The organism is Clostridium sp. OM05-9 (genome assembly GCF_003481465.1).
In the GTDB taxonomy this organism is placed as follows: domain Bacteria; phylum Bacillota; class Clostridia; order Lachnospirales; family Lachnospiraceae; genus Coprococcus; species Coprococcus ammoniilyticus.
Window position 1 is genome coordinate 144,806 of record NZ_QULF01000005.1, and the last position, 23,110, is coordinate 167,915.

A 23,110-nucleotide genomic window follows, 5' to 3' on the forward strand; every position below is an offset into this window, starting at 1 on the left:
AATGTCAAATAATTATGATGCTGAACAGATACAGGTTCTGGAAGGACTTGAAGCTGTCAGAAAAAGACCGGGAATGTACATAGGAAGTACGTCTACAAGAGGATTGCATCATCTTGTTTATGAGATTGTTGATAATTCTGTAGATGAAGCTCTGGCTGGTTATTGTAATCACATAGAAGTTTTTATTAACCCTGATAATTCCATAACGGTTGTTGATAATGGACGTGGTATCCCTGTAGGTATTCAGGAGAAGACAGGAAAATCAGCACTGGAAGTAGTATTTACCGTTCTTCATGCCGGTGGTAAGTTTGGCGGTGGAGGATATAAGGTATCCGGTGGTCTTCATGGTGTAGGTGCTTCTGTTGTAAATGCTCTTTCTGAATGGTTAGAGGTCGAAGTTACAAGAGATGGTCATATATATAAGCAGACTTATAAGCGTGGTAATGTAGACAGTGCATTGCAGATCATTGCCGATGCACCGGAAGATAAATCAGGAACAAAGGTAACATTTCTTCCGGATAAGACGATATTTGATGATTGGATCTATGATTATGATACATTACGGACAAGACTTCGTGAGACAGCATTCCTTACAAAGGGTCTGAAGATTACATTAACAGATTTTCGTGTAGATCCTCCAAAGGAGAGACATTTTCATTATGAGGGCGGTATCAAAGAGTTTGTTGAATACATGAACAGACACAGAGAAGCACTCTATGACAAAGTAATCTACTGTGAGGGACTTAAGGATGGTGTATATGTAGAAGTTGCTATGCAGCATAATGATTCCTATAACGAAATGATACACAGTTATGTAAATAATATTAATACACCGGAAGGTGGTACACATTTAACAGGTTTTAAGGCAGCCATTACCAAGATTTTCAATGACTACGCAAGAAAGAATAATCTGTTAAAAGAAAAAGAGGATAATCTGTCCGGTGAAGATCTGAGGGAAGGTATGTCTGCGATCGTATCTGTAAAGATCGGTGAACCTCAGTTTGAAGGTCAGACAAAGCAGAAGCTTGGAAATTCAGAAGTAAGACCTGTTGTAGAAAGTATCGTAAGTGAACAGCTTACTTATTTCTTAGAGCAGAATCCGAATATAGCAAAAATAATTATAAATAAATCTGTAATGGCTCAGCGTGCGAGAATTGCAGCAAGAAGAGCCAGAGATGTAGCAAGAAAAGCAAATCTTGCAGATAATATGGCACTTCCCGGAAAGCTTGCAGATTGTTCCGATAAAGATCCGAAGAATTGTGAGATCTACATCGTAGAGGGAGATTCCGCCGGTGGTTCTGCAAAGAAAGCAAGATCCCGTGCAACACAGGCTATCCTTCCACTCCGTGGTAAGATATTAAACGTAGAAAAAGCAAGAATTGACAGAATTCTTGAGAATGCCGAGATCAAAGCAATGATCACAGCATTTGGTACAGGTATTCATGAGAATTTTGATATTGATAAGCTCAGATATAATAAGATCATTATTATGACGGATGCCGATGTAGATGGTGCTCATATTGCAACTCTGCTTCTGACATTCTTCTATCGGTTCATGCCGGATCTGATCCGAAAAGGACATGTATATCTGGCACAGCCACCACTTTATAAGTTGGAGAAGAATAAGAAAATCTGGTATGCCTACAGTGATGATGAACTGAACAGTATCTTGAATGAAGTTGGACGAGATCAGTCAAATAAGATCCAGCGATACAAAGGTCTTGGTGAAATGGATGCAGAACAGTTATGGGAGACAACCATGGATCCGGAAAAGAGAATTTTATTAAAAGTTGCGATTGATGATGATGATGAATCAGAGATTGATATGACCTTCAATGTACTGATGGGAGATAAAGTTGAACCTAGAAGACAGTTCATAGAGACAAATGCCAAGTTCGTTAAGAATCTTGACATTTAAACGAAAGGGAGAAGAACATGGATGACGATAAGATTTTTGACAAAATAAGTGAAGTCGGGCTCAAGAAGACCATGGAGCGGTCTTATATAGATTATGCCATGAGTGTTATTGCAGCACGAGCACTTCCTGATGTAAGAGATGGTTTGAAGCCTGTTCAGCGAAGAATTCTTCACTCAATGATAGAACTGAACAACGGTCCGGATAAGCCACATCGTAAATGTGCCCGTATCGTCGGTGATACCATGGGTAAATATCATCCACATGGAGACAGTTCCATCTATGATGCTCTCGTAAAACTGGCTCAGGACTGGAATACAAGATATCCGTTGGTAGATGGTCATGGTAACTTCGGTTCAGAAGATGGTGATGGCGCTGCAGCGATGCGATATACAGAGGCAAGATTATCAAAGATCAGTATGGAAATGTTAGCTGATATCAATAAAGATACAGTAGATTTTGTACCAAACTTTGATGAGACAGAAAAAGAGCCAACGGTACTTCCATCACGTTTTCCTAATCTATTGGTAAATGGTACAACTGGTATCGCGGTTGGTATGGCTACCAATATTCCACCACATAATTTAAAGGAAGTAATCGGTGCAACCGTAAAAATCATTGATAATCGTATAGAAGAAGACAGAGAAACCTCCATTGACGAGATCATGCAGATCATAAAAGGACCTGATTTTCCTATGGGAGCAGAGATCCTTGGACGTCGTGGAATCGAAGAAGCATACAGAACCGGTCGTGGTAAGATCAAGGTTCGTGCCGTTACAGATATCGAGGCAATGCCAAATGGCAAGCATAAGATTGTAGTAACGGAGCTTCCATATATGGTAAATAAAGCTTTACTGATCCAGAAGATCGTAGAGCTTGTAAAGACCAAACGTGTAGATGGAATCACGGATGTAAGAGACGAATCATCCAGAGAAGGTATTCGTGTTGTCATCGAATTAAAGAAAGATACAAATGCAAATGTACTTCTGAATCAGTTATATAAGCATACACAGCTTCAGGATACATTTGGTGTTAATATGCTGGCACTTGTAGATGGTGTTCCAAAAATTTTAAATATCAGCCAGATGCTCGGATATTATCTGAAGCATCAGGAGGATGTCGTAACCAGACGTACAAAGTATGATCTGAATAAGGCAGAAGAACGAGCACATATCTTACAGGGATTGTTGATCGCACTCGATAATATCGATGAAGTTATCAACATTATCCGTAGTTCCAAGAGTGTACAGGATGCGAAGAATTCATTGATCGAACGATTCGGACTGACAGAAGTTCAGGCACAGGCAATCGTAGATATGAGACTTCGTGCTCTGACAGGTCTGGAACGCGAGAAGTTAGAGGCAGAGTATAAAGAACTGATGGATAAGATCAGTTATTTGAAAGCAATTCTTGCAGATGAGAAAAAATTACTTGGAGTTATCAAAGATGAACTTCTTGTTATTTCTCAGAAATATGGTGATGAGAGAAGAACAGCTCTCGGCAGAGATGTCGATGAAGTAACAGACGAAGAACTGATCGAGAGAGAAAATATCGTCATAGCCATGACAAAGCTCGGTTATATCAAGCGTATGCCGGAAGACCTCTTCAAGGCACAGAATCGTGGTGGTAAGGGTATCCGTGGTATGCAGACGATCGATGAAGATTACATTGAGAATCTGATCGTAACAACGACACATAATTATCTGATGTTCTTTACAAATACTGGTAGAGTATACCGTCTGAAGGGATATGAGATACCGGAAGCAGGAAGAACAGCCAGAGGTGTTGCAATCGTAAACCTTCTTCAGCTTCAGGCAGGTGAGAAGATCACAGCAGTCATTCCGTTAAAGAGCTACGAGGATGGTAAATATCTGTTCATGGCAACCAGAAATGGTATGGTAAAGAAAACAGATATCTTAGAATATCAGAATGTGAGAAAGACAGGACTTACAGCTATTGTTCTGCGTGATAATGATGAACTAATCGAAGTGAAAGCAACAAATGGAGATGATGATATCTTCCTGATTACAAAGAATGGTATGTCGATTCGTTTTAATGAAAAAGACGTCAGACAGACCGGAAGAACTTCCATGGGTGTAAAGGGTATCCATCTTGGAAAAGATGATATCGTAATTTCCATGCAGATGAGTTCACAGGGAGAAAAGATCCTGCTTGTTACCGAAAATGGTATGGGTAAGAGGACATTAATCTCAGAATTTAACGTACAGAACCGTGGAGGTAAAGGTGTTAAATGTTATAAGATCACTGAAAAAACAGGTGATCTTGTAGGAGCGAAGATCGTTACCGATGAAAATGATGTTATGATCATTACCACAGAAGGAATCATTATTCGTACAAGCTGTGATGGAATATCCACACTTGGACGAGTAACCTCCGGTGTAAAGATTATCAACCTGAACTATGATAATAATGTCAAGGTAGCATCCATGACAGAAGTACAAAAAGAAGAATTTGACGATGAGGATCCGGAAGGAGAAGGTCCGGAAAAAATGGAAGATACAGAAGCAGAAGAAAAGTCATCAGAAGAATAATATAAAGGATACCGGCTGAATAAGATCAGCCGGTATTCATAAAGAAGGTAAAAAGTTACTAAAAATTGGAGGTGGGATATGCCAGCTAAAATATATTTGGGGTTATATAATGCTATCAACGGCATTGTATTTAAAACAGCAACAACAGAGGCAACAACGGAAGCACAGAATATTATTACCAAAAATGACAGATTAAGTAAATTTTTGGAATCATCCAATAATACGGCAGGTCTTTCCAGTTATATTATGGATATCCTGTATATAATGATCGTACTGGTCATTGCACTGGCATTTTTGACACTGATGGCTCATATATACAGATATATGAAACGAAGAAAAGATCCATATTACAAAAAGAATGATGATGATTTTCTGGATAACTAAAAAAAGAGGATAAGAAAATGCGTACAATTAATACAGATGAGATTATTCAGACTGTAAAAGAAATGTGTATTGAGGCAAATCTGAAGCTGTCAGAGGATATGGAACAGGCAGTCAGAAATGCTGCAGAAGAAGAGGACAGTGTACTTGGAAGACAGATTCTTTCGCAGTTATGTGAAAATTTGGATATAGCAGCAGAGGATCAGATACCAATCTGTCAGGATACAGGAATGGCGGTATTTTTCATTAATGTCGGACAGGATGTTCATGTAGAAGGCATGAATCTGACTGATGCAGTGAACGAAGGAGTCAGACAGGGATATACAGAAGGATATCTTCGTAAATCTGTTGTAAGAGATCCGCTGATCCGTGAAAATACAAAGGACAATACACCGGCAATCATACATTATGATATTGTACCGGGCGAAAATATAGAGATTACGATCGCACCAAAGGGATTCGGAAGCGAGAATATGAGCCGTGTGTTCATGTTAAAGCCTGCTGATGGAGAAGAAGGCGTAAAAGCAGCCGTTCTTCAGGCAGTCAAGGATGCAGGTCCCAATGCATGTCCTCCGATGTTTGTAGGAGTAGGTCTGGGTGGAGATTTTGAAATGGCCGCAAAGCTTGCAAAGAAAGCTCTTACCAGAAAAGCCGGAGAACATTCACCATATGAGCATATTGCAAGAATTGAAAATGAAATCCTGGATGCCGTTAATCATACAGGAATCGGACCGGGTGGTCTGGGCGGTAAGACAACAGCACTTGCAGTTAATATCGAGACTTATGCAACACATATCGCAGGTATGCCGCTTGCAGTAAATATGTGCTGTCATGTCAACAGACATGTAACGAGGATTCTGTAATGAATCTCAAAAGCTGTCATTAAGGTCAATATATGGCAGATATGAATTACAGAATTTATTTTATAGAAGAATAAAAAGAGAGAGATGAGAAAAATGGATAAGCATATTACAGCACCATTTGATAAAAAACAGGTTGAAGACCTTCATGCAGGAGATTATGTATATATATCAGGTGTGATCTACAGTGCCAGAGATGCTGCACATAAGAGAATGTATGATACATTGATCGAGAATGAAAATGATGAATCAAAGCTTCCAATCCAGTTGGATGGAAATGTGATCTATTACCTGGGACCAACACCTGCAAGAAAAGGTCAGGTCATCGGATCGGCAGGACCAACAACCAGCAGTCGTATGGACAAATACACACCACTCATTCTTTCAAAAGGTTTGAATGGAATGATCGGAAAAGGAAAGAGAAGTCAGGCAGTTATTGATGCCATCGTAGAAAATAAGGCAGTATATTTTGCTGCGGTAGGCGGTGCAGGTGCACTCCTTTCCAAATGTATCAAGAAATCAGAGGTCGTTGCATATGATGATCTGGGAACAGAAGCCATCCGTAAGATGACAGTTGAAAATCTGCCTGTTATTGTAGTAATTGACAGCAAAGGAAATAATCTGTACGAAACAGCGGTTGCAGATTATCTGAAACAGCAGGAATAATATAGAATAAAGCTGTTTTCGTTCTATTATATCAAAATTGATATATTAAAGAATTATAATAGGGATATTCACAGCTATACATAATTATGTGCATCAGGTTACAATAGCATTGTGATGTTCAAAGCCATTTAAATAGTAAATGTTTAAGAGAGATGCGCTGGGATGTTCCTGGCGCATTTTTTCCGTAAAAAAGGAGAGTGATGGATATGGGTAAGAACAAAAAGAAAAAAGAAAGTTATTATGATGCAGACCAATCCGGCAGAAAATTTGGTAAATGGAATTTTATCATGCTGGCAGTAATCATCGTAATAGAAGCAGTATTATATTATGTATTAACGCCGACAATCAATCTTCACAGTGTTGAATTCTGGATATGGATGATCGTAACAGTTGTTGCACTTTTTATTTGTACATTGAATTTAAAGGCAGAACAGATGGATGATATGCCTGTATCACCAAAACTGACGAAGATATTTGGTATTGTGATCGGAATCATGATTCTGGCAGCACTTGTTGGATGGATCGGATCATCCAAATTATTTGCATCTTCCAAATATGCCGGACTGATACAGATCGAAGATGGTGATTTTGAGACTGATATCGTAGAAAGCAAAGAGATCAATGATATAGCACTGATGGATACAGATACCGCAGTTATTATCGGTGAACGTGCAATCGGTTCTTTATCTGATGTAGTCAGCCAGTACGAAGTAAGCAGTGACTACAGTACGATCGATTATAATGGAAGTCCGATGAAGGTAGCAGCTCTGGAATATGCCGGATTCATCAAATATATGAATAATAAAAAGAGCGGTATACCGGGATATGTACTCGTCGATCCGGTAAAGAATGAAGCAAAATATGTAAAGCTTGAAAAACCAATGATCTATTCACCTTCTGCATATTTTAATCAGAATCTGTACCGTCATGTGCAAATGGCATATCCGACGGCTATGTTTGAAGGCTTTTATCTGGAATTGGATGATAACGGAAATCCATATTATATCTGTCCGGTACTGACAGCAAATGCAGGTCTGTTCGGAGCAAAGGATGTAAAGGGCATCGTAATCTGTGATCCATGTACCGGTGATACTGAATATCATGCAGTCGGTGATGTACCAAAATGGGTAGACCGTGTCTATGACGGAGATCTTGCATGCAGAAAATATGACTGGTACGGAAAATTATCCGGTGGCTACTGGAACAGTGTATTTGGAAATAAGGGATGCAAAACGACAACAGATGATTATGGTTATAAGGTCATGAACGGAGATGTGTGGGTATACACCGGCGTAACTTCCGTAAATGGAGATGAATCCAATATCGGTTTTGTTATGATCAATCTTCGTACCGGAGAGAGTAAATATTATTCAATCGCAGGAGCGGAAGAGCATTCTGCCATGGCATCGGCAGAAGGACAGGTACAGCACCTTGGATATAAAGCATCCTTCCCTTCATTAATAAATATTGGTGGTATTCCTACTTATATCATGGTATTAAAGGATAACGGTGGTCTTGTCAAAATGTATGCACTGGTTGATGTCGAGAAATACAACATCGTAGCAACCGGAAATACACAGAAGGAAACACTGATATCTTATAATAAACTGCTGGCACAGAATGGATTAAAGACGGGCAAAGATCTGTCCGACAATCTTCCAAACAAGCAGATCACGGTCAAAGACATTCAGTTCATCCAGTTAGAGGATAGTACCTATGTGTATATTACAGATGAAAAACGAAATGTCTACAAGCAGGATTTTGCTGAAAATGAAAGTCTGATCCTCATTCAGCCGGGAGATTCTATCAAAGTATTTTATCAGGAAGGAGAGGATGCAATCAATCAGTTGATCTCGTACGACAAATAAATCATTTAGAAAAAAATACTGTATAAAAAGGAAATGCTTTGAATGCGTACACTTATATAAAGTATATGCAAGATGTATTTAAAATCTGTGTAAATGTGTACAAACTGCATAAATAAAATTGGCAGTATTCACTAATCACATCAAATTGACACGAGATCAAATATATCGTAAATTATTATTATAGGCTGATTCTTGGGCTGAATCAGCCAGAGCAAAAAGTTTTAAAAAGTAAAGGAGAGTTCTATGGAAAAGAAAAGAGTATTCAGTAAATCATTACTTTTACTGGCAATTACAAGTATTATGCTGTTTGCGATGAGTATTACATCTATGGCAGCGACAAATGTTACAAATATCAGGCAGACAGAAGTAGGGCAGAATAGAGCCAAGATAGAATTTAATGGTGCTGATGGCGCAAAAGGATATTACATCTATTATTCATCAAATAATGGTGCTAAATGGATAAGAGTAGATGATGATATTTATCCAGATAGTTATAAACCAGAGTATACTTATACTGGCTTAAGTGTGGGATGTACATATAAAGTAAAAGCCGTGCCTGTATATGAAACATATGTAAGTGGCACTGGTTATGTTTATAATGCAAAAGAGAATTTGGCAGCTACAGGTGAAATTGTTACAGCACCGTCATCAGACGCACTGGGCACAGTTAAACAGATTGGTGCAACATATAATTCAGTAACAATACAGTGGTCACCTTCTTATGGTACTACAAAATATGTTATATATCGTGATAATAATATGACAAATGGTGTAAAAGTAGCAGAAGTTAATGGTTCACAGACTTCTGTAAAGCTTAAAGCCGAAGCAGGAACACAAAGCACATATTATGTATATCCTGTAAGAGTATCTTCAACAGGATATGAAGCAATCTATAGTTATAATTATGAATCTGTATCTGGTGTTAAAACTGCACCTAAGGCTCCTGTTAAAGTTGCAAGTTTAGCCTATAATAATATAAGTTGGGATAAATATAGCAAAACTAAAGTAACAGTTGGTTGGGATAGAAATGATAATAATGAGTTCTATGAACAGGGATATAGAATTGCTGTTTATTCAGTTGATGGTAAGAAAAAGCTGAAAACATATAATATTACCAATTCATATACAAGAAGCAAGACATTTAGCTTGAAGGCAATAAAGAATAAAGGATTCAGAGTAAAGGTTTCAAGTTATGTTGTAGTAAATGGTAAGAAGTGTTACAGCAAATGGTCAAAAACTAAGGTTGTAATTCCTCAGGCAGATGTTAAACTTACAAGAAAGTCAAAGACTTCTGTAAAATTATCATGGAAGAAAGTTTCAAATGCTACAGGCTATACTATCTATGCATGCAAGAATGCAGGTTCATTTACCAGCAATAAAAAATGGTATAAGGTTGCAAAAGTAGGAAAGAAAACAACATCATATACTGTTAAAAAGCTGAAAACCGGTAATTATGCAGGATTTTATGTTATACCAACTGTAAAGATCGGTAAGAAGTCATATAAGGCAGATGCCACATGGTATATGAGTATGTACATGAGCAAGTATTATTAAAATTTTACTTTAATAATCATAAAAGTATTTAGTTGAAAAAACACTGGAGAAATCATAAGTTTTGATGGTTTTTCCAGTGTTTTTTATAATTTCAATCTTATAATCAGGGACTAGGATTCAAGATCAGAATGATATATAATAAAGACCATAAAAAAGACTAAAATGAAATAAATATTGACTATGTATCAGAAATTTGATATTTTTGTAATATAATTTTAACAAAAAGGAAATGATTGGCATGAAAAACAGAAACTTATCAATATTAAAGGCATTTATATTTGTTATGATGGCAGTATGTTTTTTTTCAAACGGAACATTGAAGGCATCTGCAGCAAGCGAAGTAAAGGGACTCACACAGACCCGGTCAGAAGAGGATTCGGTTACGGTGAGCTGGAAGAGCCTGAAAAATGCATATGGTTATGATGTGTTTATTTCATCAGGAAATGGAAAATATAAGCGCCTGACAAATAAAACATGTGATGTTGTAGGAAGTAAAAATACAAAGAAAAAAATTAGTAACCTTACGTCAAGCAGAACATATTATGTAGTTGTAAAGGCTGTTTATAAAAAAGAAAATGGAAAATATAAGATCGGACCTGCAGGAAAGAGATTAGAAGTAGTAACTTCGCCATCTAAGACAGCAAAATCTACGATCAAGCAGATCAAGGCGACTCCTCATTATATCAGATTTAAGTGGGATAAGGTGAGAGGTGCAAACCGTTATATTGTATATGTAAATGATAAGAAAAAAGCGGTTGTAAAGAAAAATGCGGTATCGATCCGTGTCAGAACCGGATCTGTTAATAATGTCCGTGTTGTACCTGTAAAGCGTTCCAGCTCCGGCTTTATGGCAAAGGGTGGAAATATCGAAGCATATGATTTCTATTCATCACCAAAAAGACCAAAGAGAGTAGCGGCATTCCGGTATAACAATTTATTGTGGCAGCCAACAGAAAGCAATACTGTAACAATTGGATGGACAAAAGCGGCTGGTGATAAGTATGATCCAACCGGATATCAGATGGAAGTATATTCACTGGAAGGAAGAAGATTGAATTTGTATTATTCTACAAAAACAAAGCTCAGTATCAACATTCCTTCCGTTGAAAATAAAGGCTTCAAGGTTCGTGTCAGAGCCTATGTCAAGATCAATGGCAAGAAGTATTTTGGTAAATGGACAGATATGCAGACTGTGATCCCACAGGCAAAGATCAGTATGAAGCGTACCGGAAGAAATTCTGTAGAGATCAACTGGGAAAGTGTAAAGAATGTAACAAAATATCATGTATATGCATGTAATGATATCAAGGCAGAAAAGCCGGAATGGTATGAGGTTGCAACGGTTGGTGCCGGAACAAATTCCTATGAATATAATAATTGTATTGAGGGAAAATATACAGCAATGTATGTTATTCCAGAGGTTCAGGTTGGCAGGAACACATATAAGGCATCCTATACATGGCATTTATATATGAATATTGAGTAAAAAAAACTTGACAAACAATATATCCTTTGTTATCATGTACTAGCGTCAAAATTTAATATCCCTGGTGGGAACATTTCATTTAGGCATTTTGCAGAAGTACTCAAGTGGCTGAAGAGGCGCCCCTGCTAAGGGTGTAGGCCGTTCGCGCGGCGCGAGGGTTCAAATCCCTCCTTCTGCGTATTTTATCTAAATGATAGAATTTGTAGGGAGATGGCATTGCAGGAGCCCTGCTGGATGGATTTTGACGAAGGATATTCCTCGATAGCTCAATGGTAGAGCACTCGGCTGTTAACCGAGGGGTTGTAGGTTCGAGCCCTACTCGGGGAGCTTAAAGCGAAAGCTTTAAAATTTAATAAATGGCGCGATAGCCAAGTGGTAAGGCCCCGGTCTGCAACACCGTCATCGCCGGTTCAAATCCGGCTCGCGCCTCTTGAAAAGAGATTGGAATGTTTCCAGTCTCTTTTTTGTTGTGCATTTACTTTTACAAAGTGGTTTGTTATAATAACTCTGGGAGTTTGTCCCATTTTCTGAAACTATTTTTGAGTAACAGAAAAGGGGCGTTCAGGAGACATATAAATGAAAGATTCCTTTGTGGAGGAGGGCTTTATGACGCAAAAGAGCAGGGAACAGAGAGTTCGTTACAAATTAGATGAATCAATGACACTGAACCAGGAAGAGATAAAGATATATAATGTGCCTTTTGCGGGAAATACAAATACCTGTAAAGAAACATTTGTAAAAGGTGAAAGAATACTGGAATACTGTATTGAAGGTGATCTGACGATGGAACAGTTGATCGGGAAGCCGATATTCCGGGATGAACTGGTAGAGTATTTGTACAGTATCAGCAGACAGATGGTGTCTATGGTACATAACGGTCTGAAATTGGGAAAGATCGTATTTGACCTGAAATATATGTATGTAAGATTGAATGATTTCAGTGTACAGTTGATATTTCTCCCATTTGATAATCCATCAGATATGACAGGTGTAGAAGAGTTTATCAGAAGTTTTCTGTCAGTGCTTGTCTATGCACATACACCGGCGATCGAATGTGCAAATCAGATCATAGAGTATCTGAATGGACACAAGGAATTCAATGCGATCCAGTTCAATTTGTTTATCCGGGAGTTACGGGCGCAGAGCCAGTTGCTGGTAAATACGGAGAAAACATCATCAAAGACCAAAGAGATTGCAGCAAATCATGCGAAGATGGAGATTAATATTCTTCGTGCCGAGGAAGCTGCCAGAAATGCCGAGATCGCAAGGCTCCACGCCGAGAGTGAGGCAAAACGGCTGGCAGAGTATGCAAAACAGCAGGCAAATGTTGCCAGATCTGCAGAGGAGATGCGGATGCTCGCTGAAGCTGCCAGAATACAGGCAGAGATTGACAAACAGGCCGCAGAAAAAGAATATAATAACAAATCACAGACCGCAGTTTTATATGCATGTAAGATGCGGGAAGCGGAGGATGAGAATTCTAAAAAAGAGATAAATACAGCCAGATTACTGGCAGAGGAACAGGCAAGTCAGGCGGAAGAAGAATTCCGGAGAGCTTCGGCAGAAGCAGAAAGACTGGCAGAAGAAGTTCGGTTGGCACGGGAAGAAGAGATGCGCGCAGAGGAAGCCAGAATGCGTGCAGAATATGAAGCCAGAAAGAACAATGAAGAAGCCAGAAAACTGGCGATGGAGGTTCGAAGAAGAAACGAAGAGATTGGCAGACTGTCCGAGGACAGACAAACCAGAAAGCCGGATGACAGCGAGGATGAGACAACAGTATTGTCGAAATCATTAAGTGATGGTCTGAAGCGTCCAATTCTTGTCAGAAAAAGAACCGGAGAGAAGATTTATATTAATAAGCAGGTATTCTGTATGGGTAAGGCAGACCAGGGTGTTGATTTCAAGATTACAGACAATAAATCTGTCAGCAGAAGACATGCTTATATCACAAATATAAATGGTGTTTATTATTTAAGGGATAATAATTCAACCAATCACACATACCTGAATGGGGAGATGCTTTACAGCAATATTGAGGTTGTGATCCCGGATAATAGTACGATACAGCTTTCAAATGAAGAATTTTTCTTCAAGATTAAATAAGGAGGAACTGTCATGTATTGTGATAATTGTGGTTGCGAACTTGGACCGGATATGAAGGTTTGTCCTGTTTGCGGGAAAAAAGTTGAGGATATGGCAGCTGACAACGGTAACAGTGTCGGAATGGAGGATGTAGCTTCCCAGGTAGCAGATGTATCAAAAAATGAGGATATAGGAAAGGAATTGCCGGACATCAGCAAAGAGGCAAATGCTGCTGTTGTTGATACAGATGAAATGGAAGAAGAAGGGACGACTGTATTAAAGGCAGTTGATCTGGATAAGAAGGTTGAAGAAAATGAGGATGAAGAAGGTACAACGGTTCTGTCAGCCGATATGCTGAAGAATCAGGGAATGCCGATGCCGGGACCAAACGGCCGCCCAATGCCGGGACCAAATGGCCGTCCGATGCCGGGACCAAATGGCCGTCCGATGCCGGGACCAAATGGGATGGTTCCGACATTCCAGCCAAGACCAATGCAGGGTCAGCCGGGTGCAGCACCACAGAATGGGATCCCGCCATTTCAGCCAAGACCAATCCCTGGCCAGCCAGGTGTTATGGGTGGTATGCCTGTAAACGAAAAGGATGAGAAAAAGAAAAATAAAAAGTCAAAAAAGGAAAAGGCTCCGAAACAGCCGAAAGCTCCAAAGGCTTCAAAAGAACCAAAGACACCAAAGCAGCCAAAAGAGAAAAAAGGCAAGGGTGGAAAAGTAGCACTGATCATTATTCTGATCGTAGTTGTTCTTGCTCTTGGCGGTGGAGCTGCTTATGTTGTTCCAAAGTATCTGAATTATAACAAGGCAGAAGAGGCTTATAAGGATGGACGGATCGATGATGCAGTTGAACTGTATAAGAAAGCCGGCTGGATGAAGGATGCAGAGACTAAGGTAAATGGCGGCGTATATTATGAGTATGCAGCAAGTCTTGCAGAAGAAGGCAATTATATTGATGCGGCGGCATCTTATGAGAAAGTAATTGCATTGGAAACAGTTGCAGATGAATATAAGGATGCAGCAGATAAGGCAAAAGAGTGTTATTTCAATCAGGCAGAGAAGCTCTACGGTGAGAAGAAATATACAGAAGCTGCTGAGTATTATACAAAGGCAGGAGATTATACCGGAGCGGCAGAAAAAGTAAAAGAGTGTTCTTACATGAATGGTGAGACACTTGCAGAGCAGAAGAAATATGATGAGGCAGTCAAGGCATACGAGACAGCCGGAGATTATAAGGATGCCGCAGATAAGATCAAGGAATGTTACTACAATAATGCATCTGACAAAATGGAAGCTAAAGAGTATGCGGCAGCAAAAGAGCTGTTCCTGAAATCAGAATATTCCGATTATTCCGATAAGGCAAATGAGTGTCTGATCAAGCAGGCAGAGACATATCTGGCAGATAAGAAGTTTGAGGATGCGATCAAGACTTACGGTGAGGTGGATTCCAAGTATAAAGATTGCACAAAGAAGATTGACAGTGCTTATACAAAATGGGGAAGCTCTCTTTACAAGAGCAAGGATTACAAGGGTGCTGTTGAGAAATACGAGCAGGTTACAAAGAAAGATGTAACGGATAAGATCAACAAGGCAAAAGCAGCTTATGTAAAGGATCATAAGGATCGCAGTGATGAGACAACGATGAGTTATCTCTGTGATCTTCGTTATGCAGATTATGGTTCGGCAGAAGATGATTATACAAAGTTGATCGGATGGACAGTAGAATCATTTGTAAATGATAAACTGGATGATTACAAAAATAAGAAGACATCTGCGGATTCCAGCAAGACGATCTATGTACATACTATGTATCTGAATGAAAATGATGCATCTATGAGTCTGAAAGGGTATGTAATATATTCAGATGGTACAAAGAGCAATGACATTACATTTGGAGAGGTAAAGGATCGTTATACAACATGGATGAGCATTGATCCGTCATCTGCGATCAAGGGAGATGCAACCTTATATGTATATGATGATACCGATAAGCTGGTTGAGAAATTTACATTTACTATTAAATAAAAAATTCGTTAAAGTGAGAAAGGGGTAACCATGGTTTCAAACGGACAGGATATGAGTGTTCGGGGAAAAGTGGAACAGAACGGACAGACAGAGAAAAAAGGATATACCTATACCCCAGGAGTAGAGATCAAGATCATAGTTGCAGTTGTGTTCCTTATGGCATTTGGACTTATTATGATCTTCAGTGCGTCCAGTTATACATCGTCGATCAGCCGCGTCACGAATTACGATTCGGCATATTACTTTAAAAAGCAGTTGAAGGTAATGGCACTTGGAGTTATTATTGCTGCATTCCTTAACTGGGTTCCGTATAAGCTGATCAAGAAATGTGGAATCCTGGCGTATGTTATATCTCTGGTTTTGATCGTTATGTTAAAGACACCACTTGGTATTAATTCCGGTGGTGCGACCAGATGGCTGAATCTGGGATTTATGCAGCTTCAGGTTGCGGATGCAACAAAGGTCTGTATGATCGTTTTTATGGGCTGGTATGTGAACCGTTTCTGGAAGGAATTTGATAAATTCAGATATACCTTGATCTTATGGCTGTTAGTTGCACTTCAGGCGGGACTGATATTGAAGATATCATCCAATCTGAGCAGTTGCCTGATCCTTATGCTCATGGTATTTATTCTGACATTTATTGTTGGAAAACATCCAAAAATGCATCTGATCATTGCAGCGGTTGGTATTGTAATGATTGTTATCTTTATCATGTGGTTAAAGGCGAATATGCCGCTTGACAGTGAGATGGACAAATACCCATATCAGATTCGGAGATTCTTCGGATGGCTGGATCCGGAACGGTATGCAGGTACGCTTGGCTATCAGCCATTACAGTCTCTGTATGCGATCGGAAGCGGCGGATTGCTTGGCAAGGGACTTGGAAATGGTACACAGAAGCTGAGCAACATTCCGGAAGCACAGAATGATATGATCTTTGCTATCATCTGTGAGGAGCTTGGACTGATCGGTGTTATTATTATGTTTTTGATGTTTGGATATCTTTTGTATCAGATGGTTATTGTTGTGAAAGAGTCCAGAAATATATATGCAAGTGTGGTTGTGATCGGGGTGATCTTACATATCATTTTCCAGATTATAGTCAATGTCTGTGTGGCTGTGAATTTCTTTCCGAATACAGGTGTATCGCTGCCATTTATCAGTGCAGGTGGTTCTGCCATCATATGTACATTAATGGAGATTGGACTTGTGATCGGAATACGGAGACAGCAGGTGAATCGAAAATATTCAAGAATATCTTAGATGAGGAGAGAACAATGAAAAAGATACTTAGAGGTTTACTGGCGGTGATGGCATTTGCCGTATGTATGGCAGGAGCAATATCAATACCATCCAGAGCGGAAGAGGCTTATACATCTGAAAATGAGGCAGAGGCTACGGATGCAGAATTACAGACAACAGCCGGTGCAGAACTGGCAACAGTGAAAAACGGCTGGGTAAATGTAAAAGGCGGACGGAAGTATTACGAGAATGGAAAGGCAGTAAAGGGCTGGAAGGTTCTTTCCGGAAAGACCTATTATTTCAGTAAGAAAAATGGTCAGGCAGTTACCGGTAAAAAGAAGATCGGTGATGCCAGATATTTCTTTGATAAGTATGGCAGAATGCAGAAGAAGGTCTGGAAAGTAGTCAATGGTAAGAAATTCTTCTTTGGCTATAACGGACAGGCAAAAACGGGATTCTGTACGATTAATGGCAACCGGTATTACTTTAATGATAAGGGTGAGCTGCAGAAGAGCAAATTTTTCAAGGTAAATGGAAAGACTTTTTTTGTTGGATATAAGGGACATACGTTTTCCGGCCTGAAGAAGGTAAAGGGAACTTATTATTACTTCAGCAAAAAGGGCAGAATGGCAGTTAAGACCTGGAAAACGATCAACGGCAAAAAGTTCTACTTTGGCTATGATGGAAAGGCAAAGACAGGTTTCTGTACGATTGACGGACATCGTTATTTCTTTAATAAGAATGGCGTACTTCAGAAAAGCAAGTTCTTTACAGTAAATGGAAATATTTATTTTGTTGGATATAAGGGATATACATTCTCCGGTCTGAAAAAGGTAAAGGGAACGTATTATTATTTTACAAAATATGGAAGAATGATCCAGAATGAATGGCGCACGATCAATGGCAAGAAGTTTTATTTTGGCAGTAACGGAAAGGCAACAACCGGACTTGCAACTGTCGATGGACATACCTGTTATTTCAATAAGAATGGTGTGCTCTACAGAAATCAGTTCATAACATATAATGGAAAGCTTTATTATATGGAGGATACCGGATATGCGGCAACCGGACTGAAACAGATCAATGGCAAGTATTATTATTTTGAATCTGATGGTGTGGCTGTGAAGGAAGCATGGAAGACCGTTGACAAGAATACATATTATTTTGACAGGACCGGAACTGCATATACAGGTCCACATACGATCAGCGGTAAGATCTATATTTTCCGGACAGATGGAAAACTTGCAAATGCGACAGGGCTTGTCACTATAGATGGAAATACATACTATTGCGATAATAACGGACATCCGCAGACAGGTTATAAGAAGATCAAGGATGCCTATTATTATTTCGGTACGGATGGTGTGATGTACCGCAAGAAATGGGCATATGTGGATGGTTATAAGTTCTATTTCTGCTCAAACGGAAAACGTGCGGTAGAAGTGGATGATGTTATTGGCAAGCAGGATTCTTATGAGATCATTGTAAATAAGTATTCAAATGTTGTTACGGTATATGCGAAGGATGGAGATAAGGGTTATATCATTCCGGTCCGTTCCTTTATTTGTTCTACAGGTCAGAGCACACCGCTTGGAACCTTCCATACACAGAGTCACTACAGATGGCATGAACTGATGGGACCTTGCTGGGGACAGTGGTGTACCGGTATCTATGAAGGATATCTGTTCCATTCCGTATATTATAATGATGTAAATAATAATAACGCACTCAGTGTATATGCATATAACAAGCTGGGGACAACCTGCTCTCACGGATGTGTCCGACTGACCGCCGGAGATGCAAAATGGTTATATGATAATTGTGAGGTTGGAACAAAGGTTACGATCATAAATAAAAAGGGCAGTGATCCATTTCCAAAGCCAACTGCATATAAGCTGCCATCCTGGCACACATGGGATCCAACCGATCCAAATATGCAGTATAAGTGCAAGCAGAATGGCTGCCATTAGGAGGAAATAACGTGCAGAAGTTCAGAAAATGGATTTATAGTCTGTGCATTTTAACAGGATTACTTGCGGTCTGTACTGCTTGTGGAAAAGCAGACAGTCAGCCAAAAGAAGAGACAACAGAGGTTGTAACTGACGGCCCGGTCAGTGGTCCGGAGGATTTTAAGCGGCTTGGCATGATCATTGATGTTGCTTCTTCAAATATGGTTAAGGATGTTTCATACGAGATCAAAAATAAAGAGATCGCCTGTATAAAATTTGTTTATAACGGAATTGATTGTCAGTTCCTTGCATCTGCGGTATACAGTGATTTTGATCTGGCAGGGGTAACGAATACCGGTACCGGAGATATGCTGGTATCAGGGGTTCAGGGATACAATGCAACGTATTATAAGCTGAATCCGGGCAGGGTTGTTTTCTGGAGTGATACGAATATTCATTATTGTCTGTACATCTATGTAACAGCAGAGGATTCAGTTGTAGACAGTATCCTTCCGTTGCTTTCATTTGAGGATCATTATGATGAGAGAGAAGATGTGATCGAGAATGCAGAGGCGGAAAGTAAAGCATTTGCACAACAGATCATAACGGTGTTCCAGAATAAGGATGTCAATGGCTTGTCTGAGATCCTGAACTATCCGCAGGAACTTGGAAGCGGAGAGTCCATTGCAAATATAGATGAGCTGATGGCGATCCCGGCTGATCAGATCTTCACAGATAAGCTGTTGGAGGCAGTAGGAACCGATGCGATCGATAACCTGCGGAAAAGCAGGGATGGTGATGCATGGCTGATCGGTTCAGCAAGTAAGAATATTTATTTTCGCATGACATCGGATGGGGTTTATAAGATCGTAAAGATCAATAATTAGCCTGCAAATATATGATATTACATCCCGGTTGGAGATGTTGCCCGGAAGCTGAAAAGGAATCCGGATAATGTTCTGACCGGGATGTTTTTTTATGTAGAAAGCTGTAAAAAGAATGCTCACGATAAGAATTGTAGAGAGGGGAAGATAAATGTAGAATTATTTTGTGAAGTGGACAGGCCTTCTGGGAGGTTCACAAAAAATATCAGGAGGGTGCTATTCAAATGGGAAATAAATATCTGATAAAAGAGGCGGCAAAAATGGTGGATGTTGAACCACATGTGCTTCGCTACTGGGAAGAAGAACTGGATATGAGGATCAAGCGAAATGATATGGGACATCGGTACTATGATGAGCAGGATATCAGAATTTTGAAGAAGATAAAGGAGCTGAAGGATCGGGGGATCCAGTTAAAGGCGATCCATGAACTGGTGCAGAAAATGTATGATATTCTGGAAAATGGAGTTCCGGTTGAAACGGCATCGAAGGAGGTTGAAACAGATTTCACCTCGGAACTGGTCAATACAGTTACCCAGATCACGGAGGAGCCGGGTGAGGATCAGGAGCGGATTGTTGATTTTAAGCTGGTGCAGTTCCAGTCGATGATGACGAAGATTGTGGGAAATTCGATAAAGGAGAATATCAAGCCGATCAGTCAGGCAGTAACTGCGGAAGCAACAGAGCAGATCGCAAAGCAGATGGATGTTATTATGAAGGAACAGGATGAGCGGGCAGAGGAACGGTATCAGAGACTGGATACCGTGATCCGGGAAATGCAGCAGACCAGACGGGAGATCGCGGCAGCAGAAGCCGGAGGAAAAAAGAAAAAACGATTATTTGGTAAGAAGAATAAATAAGAACATATGCCAGCTTCATCCATCTGTTAGTCTTTCTTTATAAAAACTTCATATAAGAGAAATTGAATCCGTGATATAATGAGCGTATGCCGAGCAATGCCAGATCATAAAAATAAACCAGGTTGTGCTTGCACAAGACCTGATTTATTTTTATGATCTGATAGTGCGAAGCACGGACATCGAGTAATCTGAAAGATTACGAGATGAGCATTGCGAGAGTAATCCGAAGGATTACGAGATGAGCATTGCGAGAGTAATCCGAAGAATTACGAGATGAGCATTGCGAGAGTAATCCGAAAGATTACGAGATGAGCATTGCGAGAGTAATCCGAAGAATTACGAGATGAGCATTGCGAGAGTAATCTGAAAGATTACGAGATGAGCATTGCGAGGAAAAACAATTATAAAGGAAAACATATGAAGATCATAAAAAAAGTTAAATGGGCGTTGGTTTCCGTCTGGATCTTTATCGTGCTGATCATGTTGGTAGGTACGATCGTGATTGGACGAAGTTATTTGTCAGAAATGTTTGGTGACGGTTACAGTATACAGTCATTATATTCAATCAGCGATCCGATTAAGGAAACATACCGGAATCTGTCGATCATCATGTCGGATGTGCAGGAGGATCTGCAGACAGATCCGGACAAATTCTATGATAAGAAATATCTGGACAGTCTGAACCAGAAAGCCGGAAATTACAGGACATCGGTGCTTGTCTATATTGATGGTGAATTTACATATTCCGGTATAAAAGATGAAGTAGAAAAACTGGAAGCGTCTTTACTTACCAAACGTGCAATCTATATCAATGGTGAGAAGGGAATCAAGCAGAAGGAAGTAGAAAACAGTTCATCAGAGTCCGGTTCCGGGGAAATGGGTGATCAGGGTTCATATGCATTTGGAAAATATGGAAAAACTTATGAATATATGCTGACATCTCCACAGGCATATCTGTGTAATGAGATCGATTATCAGATCAATGGCAAATCGATCAGTATTTTCCTGGTTACATATTATGGTAATTACGTCAGCCAGTTTAAGAGTGCGCTGGTTGGATTTATCCTTATGATGTTCTTGATCATGCTGGTTCTGACAACTGCTTTGTCGACACTGGTATATGTACAGTTCATCCGTCCGCTGGTTCGTCTGAAGGAGGCAGCAGAGGAGATTGGTACCGGGAATCTGGGAGAGCCGGTAGAGGTCAGTGATGGAAGAAAAGATGAGATTGGAGAATTATGCCGGTCATTTAACGACATGAGAGAGCGCCTGAATGAATCGGTTGAGCTTAAGATGCAGTATGAGGAAGAAAACAGGGAGCTGATCAGTAACATTTCTCATGATCTGAAAACTCCGATCACAACGATCAAAGGATACGTTGAGGGTCTGATGGATGGTGTGGCAGACACACCGGAGAAGCAGGATCGTTATCTGAAGATGATCTATAATAAGGCAAATGAATTGGATGCGCTGATCAACGAATTGTCGCTATATACCAATATTACGAACAATGCGATTCCGTATGAATTCCACAGAGTATCGGTAAAAGACTATTTTAATGACTGTATGGAAGAGGTTCGGGCAGATCTGTTATCACATAATATGACACTGAACTATAACAATTATTGTGCGGAAGATGTAAAGGTTGTTGTTGATCCGGATCAGTTGAAGCGTGTTATCAACAATATTGTGACAAATGCGATCAAGTATACAGATAAAGAGGAAGGTCATATTGACATTTCTATAGAAGAAAGTGAGAAAATGATCAAGGTATCGATCAATGATGATGGACGGGGGATCGACAAAGAGAGCCTGCCGCATATATTTGACCGAACGTATCGTGCAGACAGTGCAAGACGTTCCAGAGGTGGAAGCGGACTGGGGCTTGCTATCTGCAAGAAGATCGTGGAAGAACATGGTGGAAAGATCTGGGCGACCAGTAAGAAAGGTGAAGGTACAACGATCTATTTCACATTGAAGAAATACATCAAGGAGGAAAATAAAGATGAGCAGAATACTGATAATTGAAGATGAACTTAGCATAGCAGAGCTGGAGCGGGATTATCTGGAGTTGAATGATTTTGAGGTTGAGATAGAGACAAATGGAGCAAAGGGTCTGGATAAGGCATTAGAGAATGATTACAGCCTGATCCTGCTTGATCTGATGCTTCCGGATCTGGATGGATTTGAAATCTGTCGTCAGATTCGTGAGAAGAAGGATATTCCGATCATCATGGTTACAGCAAAGAAGAATGATATTGATAAGATCCGTGGACTTGGACTTGGTGTTGATGATTATGTAACAAAGCCATTCAGTCCAAGTGAGCTGGTTGCCAGAGTAAAGGCACATATTTCCAGATATGAGCGTCTGATTGGTTCAACCGCATTGCAGAATGATGTCATTGAGATCCGTGGATTAAAGATTGACAAGACCGATCGTCGTGTCTATGTGGATGGAGAAGAGAAGGTATTTACAAATAAGGAATTCGATCTTCTGACTTTCCTTGCAAGCAATCCGAATAAGGTATTTTCAAAGGATGAACTGTTTAACAAGATCTGGAATATGGAGAGTATCGGAGATATCGCAACCGTTACGGTTCATATCAAGAAGATCCGTGAGAAGATCGAATTTGATACATCTAAGCCACAGTACATCGAAACTGTATGGGGCGTTGGATACCGATTCAGAATGTAGTGAAAAAGTGTGAGGACAGAGCCTGCACAGATGGGAGAGTGTGCATCAGAGCTTTGGATTTTGATAGGTTCTGATAAGGAGA

At 39.9% G+C, this 23,110-nt stretch carries 16 protein-coding genes and 3 tRNA genes; all 19 read left to right on the top strand.

The genetic code is table 11. The features are described from left to right. Position 1: 1 nt before the first annotated feature. On the top strand, positions 2–1,918 hold the full coding sequence (gyrB, locus tag DXB77_RS09565) for a DNA topoisomerase (ATP-hydrolyzing) subunit B (protein WP_021944262.1): 1,917 nt from the start codon (positions 2–4) through the stop codon (positions 1,916–1,918). 17 nt (positions 1,919–1,935) lie between these two features. Continuing rightward, positions 1,936–4,467, top strand: a complete 2,532-nt coding sequence (gene gyrA, locus DXB77_RS09570; RefSeq protein WP_118663110.1) for a DNA gyrase subunit A — start codon at positions 1,936–1,938, stop codon at positions 4,465–4,467. A gap of 78 nt (positions 4,468–4,545) precedes the next feature. Next, entirely contained in the window at positions 4,546–4,851 is a 306-nt protein-coding gene (locus tag DXB77_RS09575) for a hypothetical protein (protein WP_021944260.1), read from the top strand. A gap of 17 nt (positions 4,852–4,868) precedes the next feature. Continuing rightward, positions 4,869–5,711: a fumarate hydratase gene (locus tag DXB77_RS09580; RefSeq protein WP_117784567.1), complete on the top strand. Its 843-nt coding sequence runs from the start codon at positions 4,869–4,871 to the stop codon at positions 5,709–5,711. 93 nt (positions 5,712–5,804) lie between these two features. Continuing rightward, positions 5,805–6,374, top strand: coding sequence for a Fe-S-containing hydro-lyase (locus DXB77_RS09585; RefSeq protein WP_117822434.1), 570 nt, complete (start codon positions 5,805–5,807; stop codon positions 6,372–6,374). A 206-nt stretch (positions 6,375–6,580) separates the two neighbouring features. Beyond that, positions 6,581–8,242: a hypothetical protein gene (locus tag DXB77_RS09590; protein WP_117807968.1), complete on the top strand. Its 1,662-nt coding sequence runs from the start codon at positions 6,581–6,583 to the stop codon at positions 8,240–8,242. 243 nt (positions 8,243–8,485) lie between these two features. Then, the gene (locus tag DXB77_RS09595) at positions 8,486–9,796 is read left to right on the top strand and encodes a fibronectin type III domain-containing protein (RefSeq protein WP_021944256.1); all 1,311 of its coding nucleotides are present in this window, start codon (positions 8,486–8,488) and stop codon (positions 9,794–9,796) included. Positions 9,797–10,034: 238 nt separating this feature from the next. Continuing rightward, positions 10,035–11,282: a fibronectin type III domain-containing protein gene (locus DXB77_RS09600; protein WP_021944255.1), complete on the top strand. Its 1,248-nt coding sequence runs from the start codon at positions 10,035–10,037 to the stop codon at positions 11,280–11,282. A gap of 90 nt (positions 11,283–11,372) precedes the next feature. Then, positions 11,373–11,460: transfer RNA gene (locus DXB77_RS09605), tRNA-Ser, on the top strand. Positions 11,461–11,537: 77 nt separating this feature from the next. Next, positions 11,538–11,609: transfer RNA gene (locus DXB77_RS09610), tRNA-Asn, on the top strand. A 31-nt stretch (positions 11,610–11,640) separates the two neighbouring features. Beyond that, positions 11,641–11,711, top strand: a tRNA-Cys gene (locus DXB77_RS09615). 147 nt (positions 11,712–11,858) lie between these two features. Then, positions 11,859–13,385, top strand: a complete 1,527-nt coding sequence (locus DXB77_RS09620) for an FHA domain-containing protein (RefSeq protein WP_021944254.1) — start codon at positions 11,859–11,861, stop codon at positions 13,383–13,385. Between the two features lie 12 nt (positions 13,386–13,397). Then, complete coding sequence (locus DXB77_RS09625; RefSeq protein ID WP_118663111.1) at positions 13,398–15,398, top strand: hypothetical protein; 2,001 nt, start codon at positions 13,398–13,400, stop codon at positions 15,396–15,398. Between the two features lie 30 nt (positions 15,399–15,428). Beyond that, a complete protein-coding gene (locus DXB77_RS09630; protein WP_117807976.1) occupies positions 15,429–16,664 on the top strand; it encodes an FtsW/RodA/SpoVE family cell cycle protein in 1,236 nt (411 codons plus the stop codon). A gap of 14 nt (positions 16,665–16,678) precedes the next feature. Continuing rightward, positions 16,679–18,613 carry a L,D-transpeptidase family protein gene (locus DXB77_RS09635; RefSeq protein WP_182439472.1) on the top strand — a complete coding sequence of 645 codons (1,935 nt, stop codon included), beginning with the start codon at positions 16,679–16,681 and terminating at the stop codon, positions 18,611–18,613. A gap of 11 nt (positions 18,614–18,624) precedes the next feature. Continuing rightward, positions 18,625–19,479 (top strand): hypothetical protein, encoded by an 855-nt coding sequence (locus DXB77_RS09640; RefSeq protein WP_118663113.1) that lies wholly within the window; start codon positions 18,625–18,627, stop codon positions 19,477–19,479. A gap of 221 nt (positions 19,480–19,700) precedes the next feature. After that, positions 19,701–20,333, top strand: a complete 633-nt coding sequence (locus DXB77_RS09645; protein WP_021944249.1) for a helix-turn-helix domain-containing protein — start codon at positions 19,701–19,703, stop codon at positions 20,331–20,333. 417 nt (positions 20,334–20,750) lie between these two features. Further along, entirely contained in the window at positions 20,751–22,361 is a 1,611-nt protein-coding gene (locus DXB77_RS09650) for a HAMP domain-containing sensor histidine kinase (RefSeq protein WP_118663114.1), read from the top strand. Continuing rightward, positions 22,339–23,028: a response regulator transcription factor gene (locus DXB77_RS09655; RefSeq protein WP_008399752.1), complete on the top strand. Its 690-nt coding sequence runs from the start codon at positions 22,339–22,341 to the stop codon at positions 23,026–23,028. The genes DXB77_RS09650 and DXB77_RS09655 overlap by 23 nt, the downstream gene beginning before the upstream one ends. Positions 23,029–23,110 lie beyond the last annotated feature (82 nt).

Coding starts and splice junctions, on each gene's coding strand:
- DXB77_RS09590 (WP_117807968.1), top strand. CDS start 6,581: ATGGGTAAGAACAAAAAGAAAAAAGAAAGTTATTATGATGCAGACCAA.
- DXB77_RS09650 (WP_118663114.1), top strand. CDS start 20,751: ATGAAGATCATAAAAAAAGTTAAATGGGCGTTGGTTTCCGTCTGGATC.
- DXB77_RS09600 (WP_021944255.1), top strand. CDS start 10,035: ATGAAAAACAGAAACTTATCAATATTAAAGGCATTTATATTTGTTATG.
- gyrA (WP_118663110.1), top strand. CDS start 1,936: ATGGATGACGATAAGATTTTTGACAAAATAAGTGAAGTCGGGCTCAAG.
- DXB77_RS09620 (WP_021944254.1), top strand. CDS start 11,859: ATGAAAGATTCCTTTGTGGAGGAGGGCTTTATGACGCAAAAGAGCAGG.
- DXB77_RS09595 (WP_021944256.1), top strand. CDS start 8,486: ATGGAAAAGAAAAGAGTATTCAGTAAATCATTACTTTTACTGGCAATT.
- DXB77_RS09625 (WP_118663111.1), top strand. CDS start 13,398: ATGTATTGTGATAATTGTGGTTGCGAACTTGGACCGGATATGAAGGTT.
- DXB77_RS09630 (WP_117807976.1), top strand. CDS start 15,429: ATGGTTTCAAACGGACAGGATATGAGTGTTCGGGGAAAAGTGGAACAG.
- DXB77_RS09575 (WP_021944260.1), top strand. CDS start 4,546: ATGCCAGCTAAAATATATTTGGGGTTATATAATGCTATCAACGGCATT.
- DXB77_RS09580 (WP_117784567.1), top strand. CDS start 4,869: ATGCGTACAATTAATACAGATGAGATTATTCAGACTGTAAAAGAAATG.
- DXB77_RS09585 (WP_117822434.1), top strand. CDS start 5,805: ATGGATAAGCATATTACAGCACCATTTGATAAAAAACAGGTTGAAGAC.
- DXB77_RS09645 (WP_021944249.1), top strand. CDS start 19,701: ATGGGAAATAAATATCTGATAAAAGAGGCGGCAAAAATGGTGGATGTT.
- DXB77_RS09635 (WP_182439472.1), top strand. CDS start 16,679: ATGAAAAAGATACTTAGAGGTTTACTGGCGGTGATGGCATTTGCCGTA.
- gyrB (WP_021944262.1), top strand. CDS start 2: ATGTCAAATAATTATGATGCTGAACAGATACAGGTTCTGGAAGGACTT.
- DXB77_RS09655 (WP_008399752.1), top strand. CDS start 22,339: ATGAGCAGAATACTGATAATTGAAGATGAACTTAGCATAGCAGAGCTG.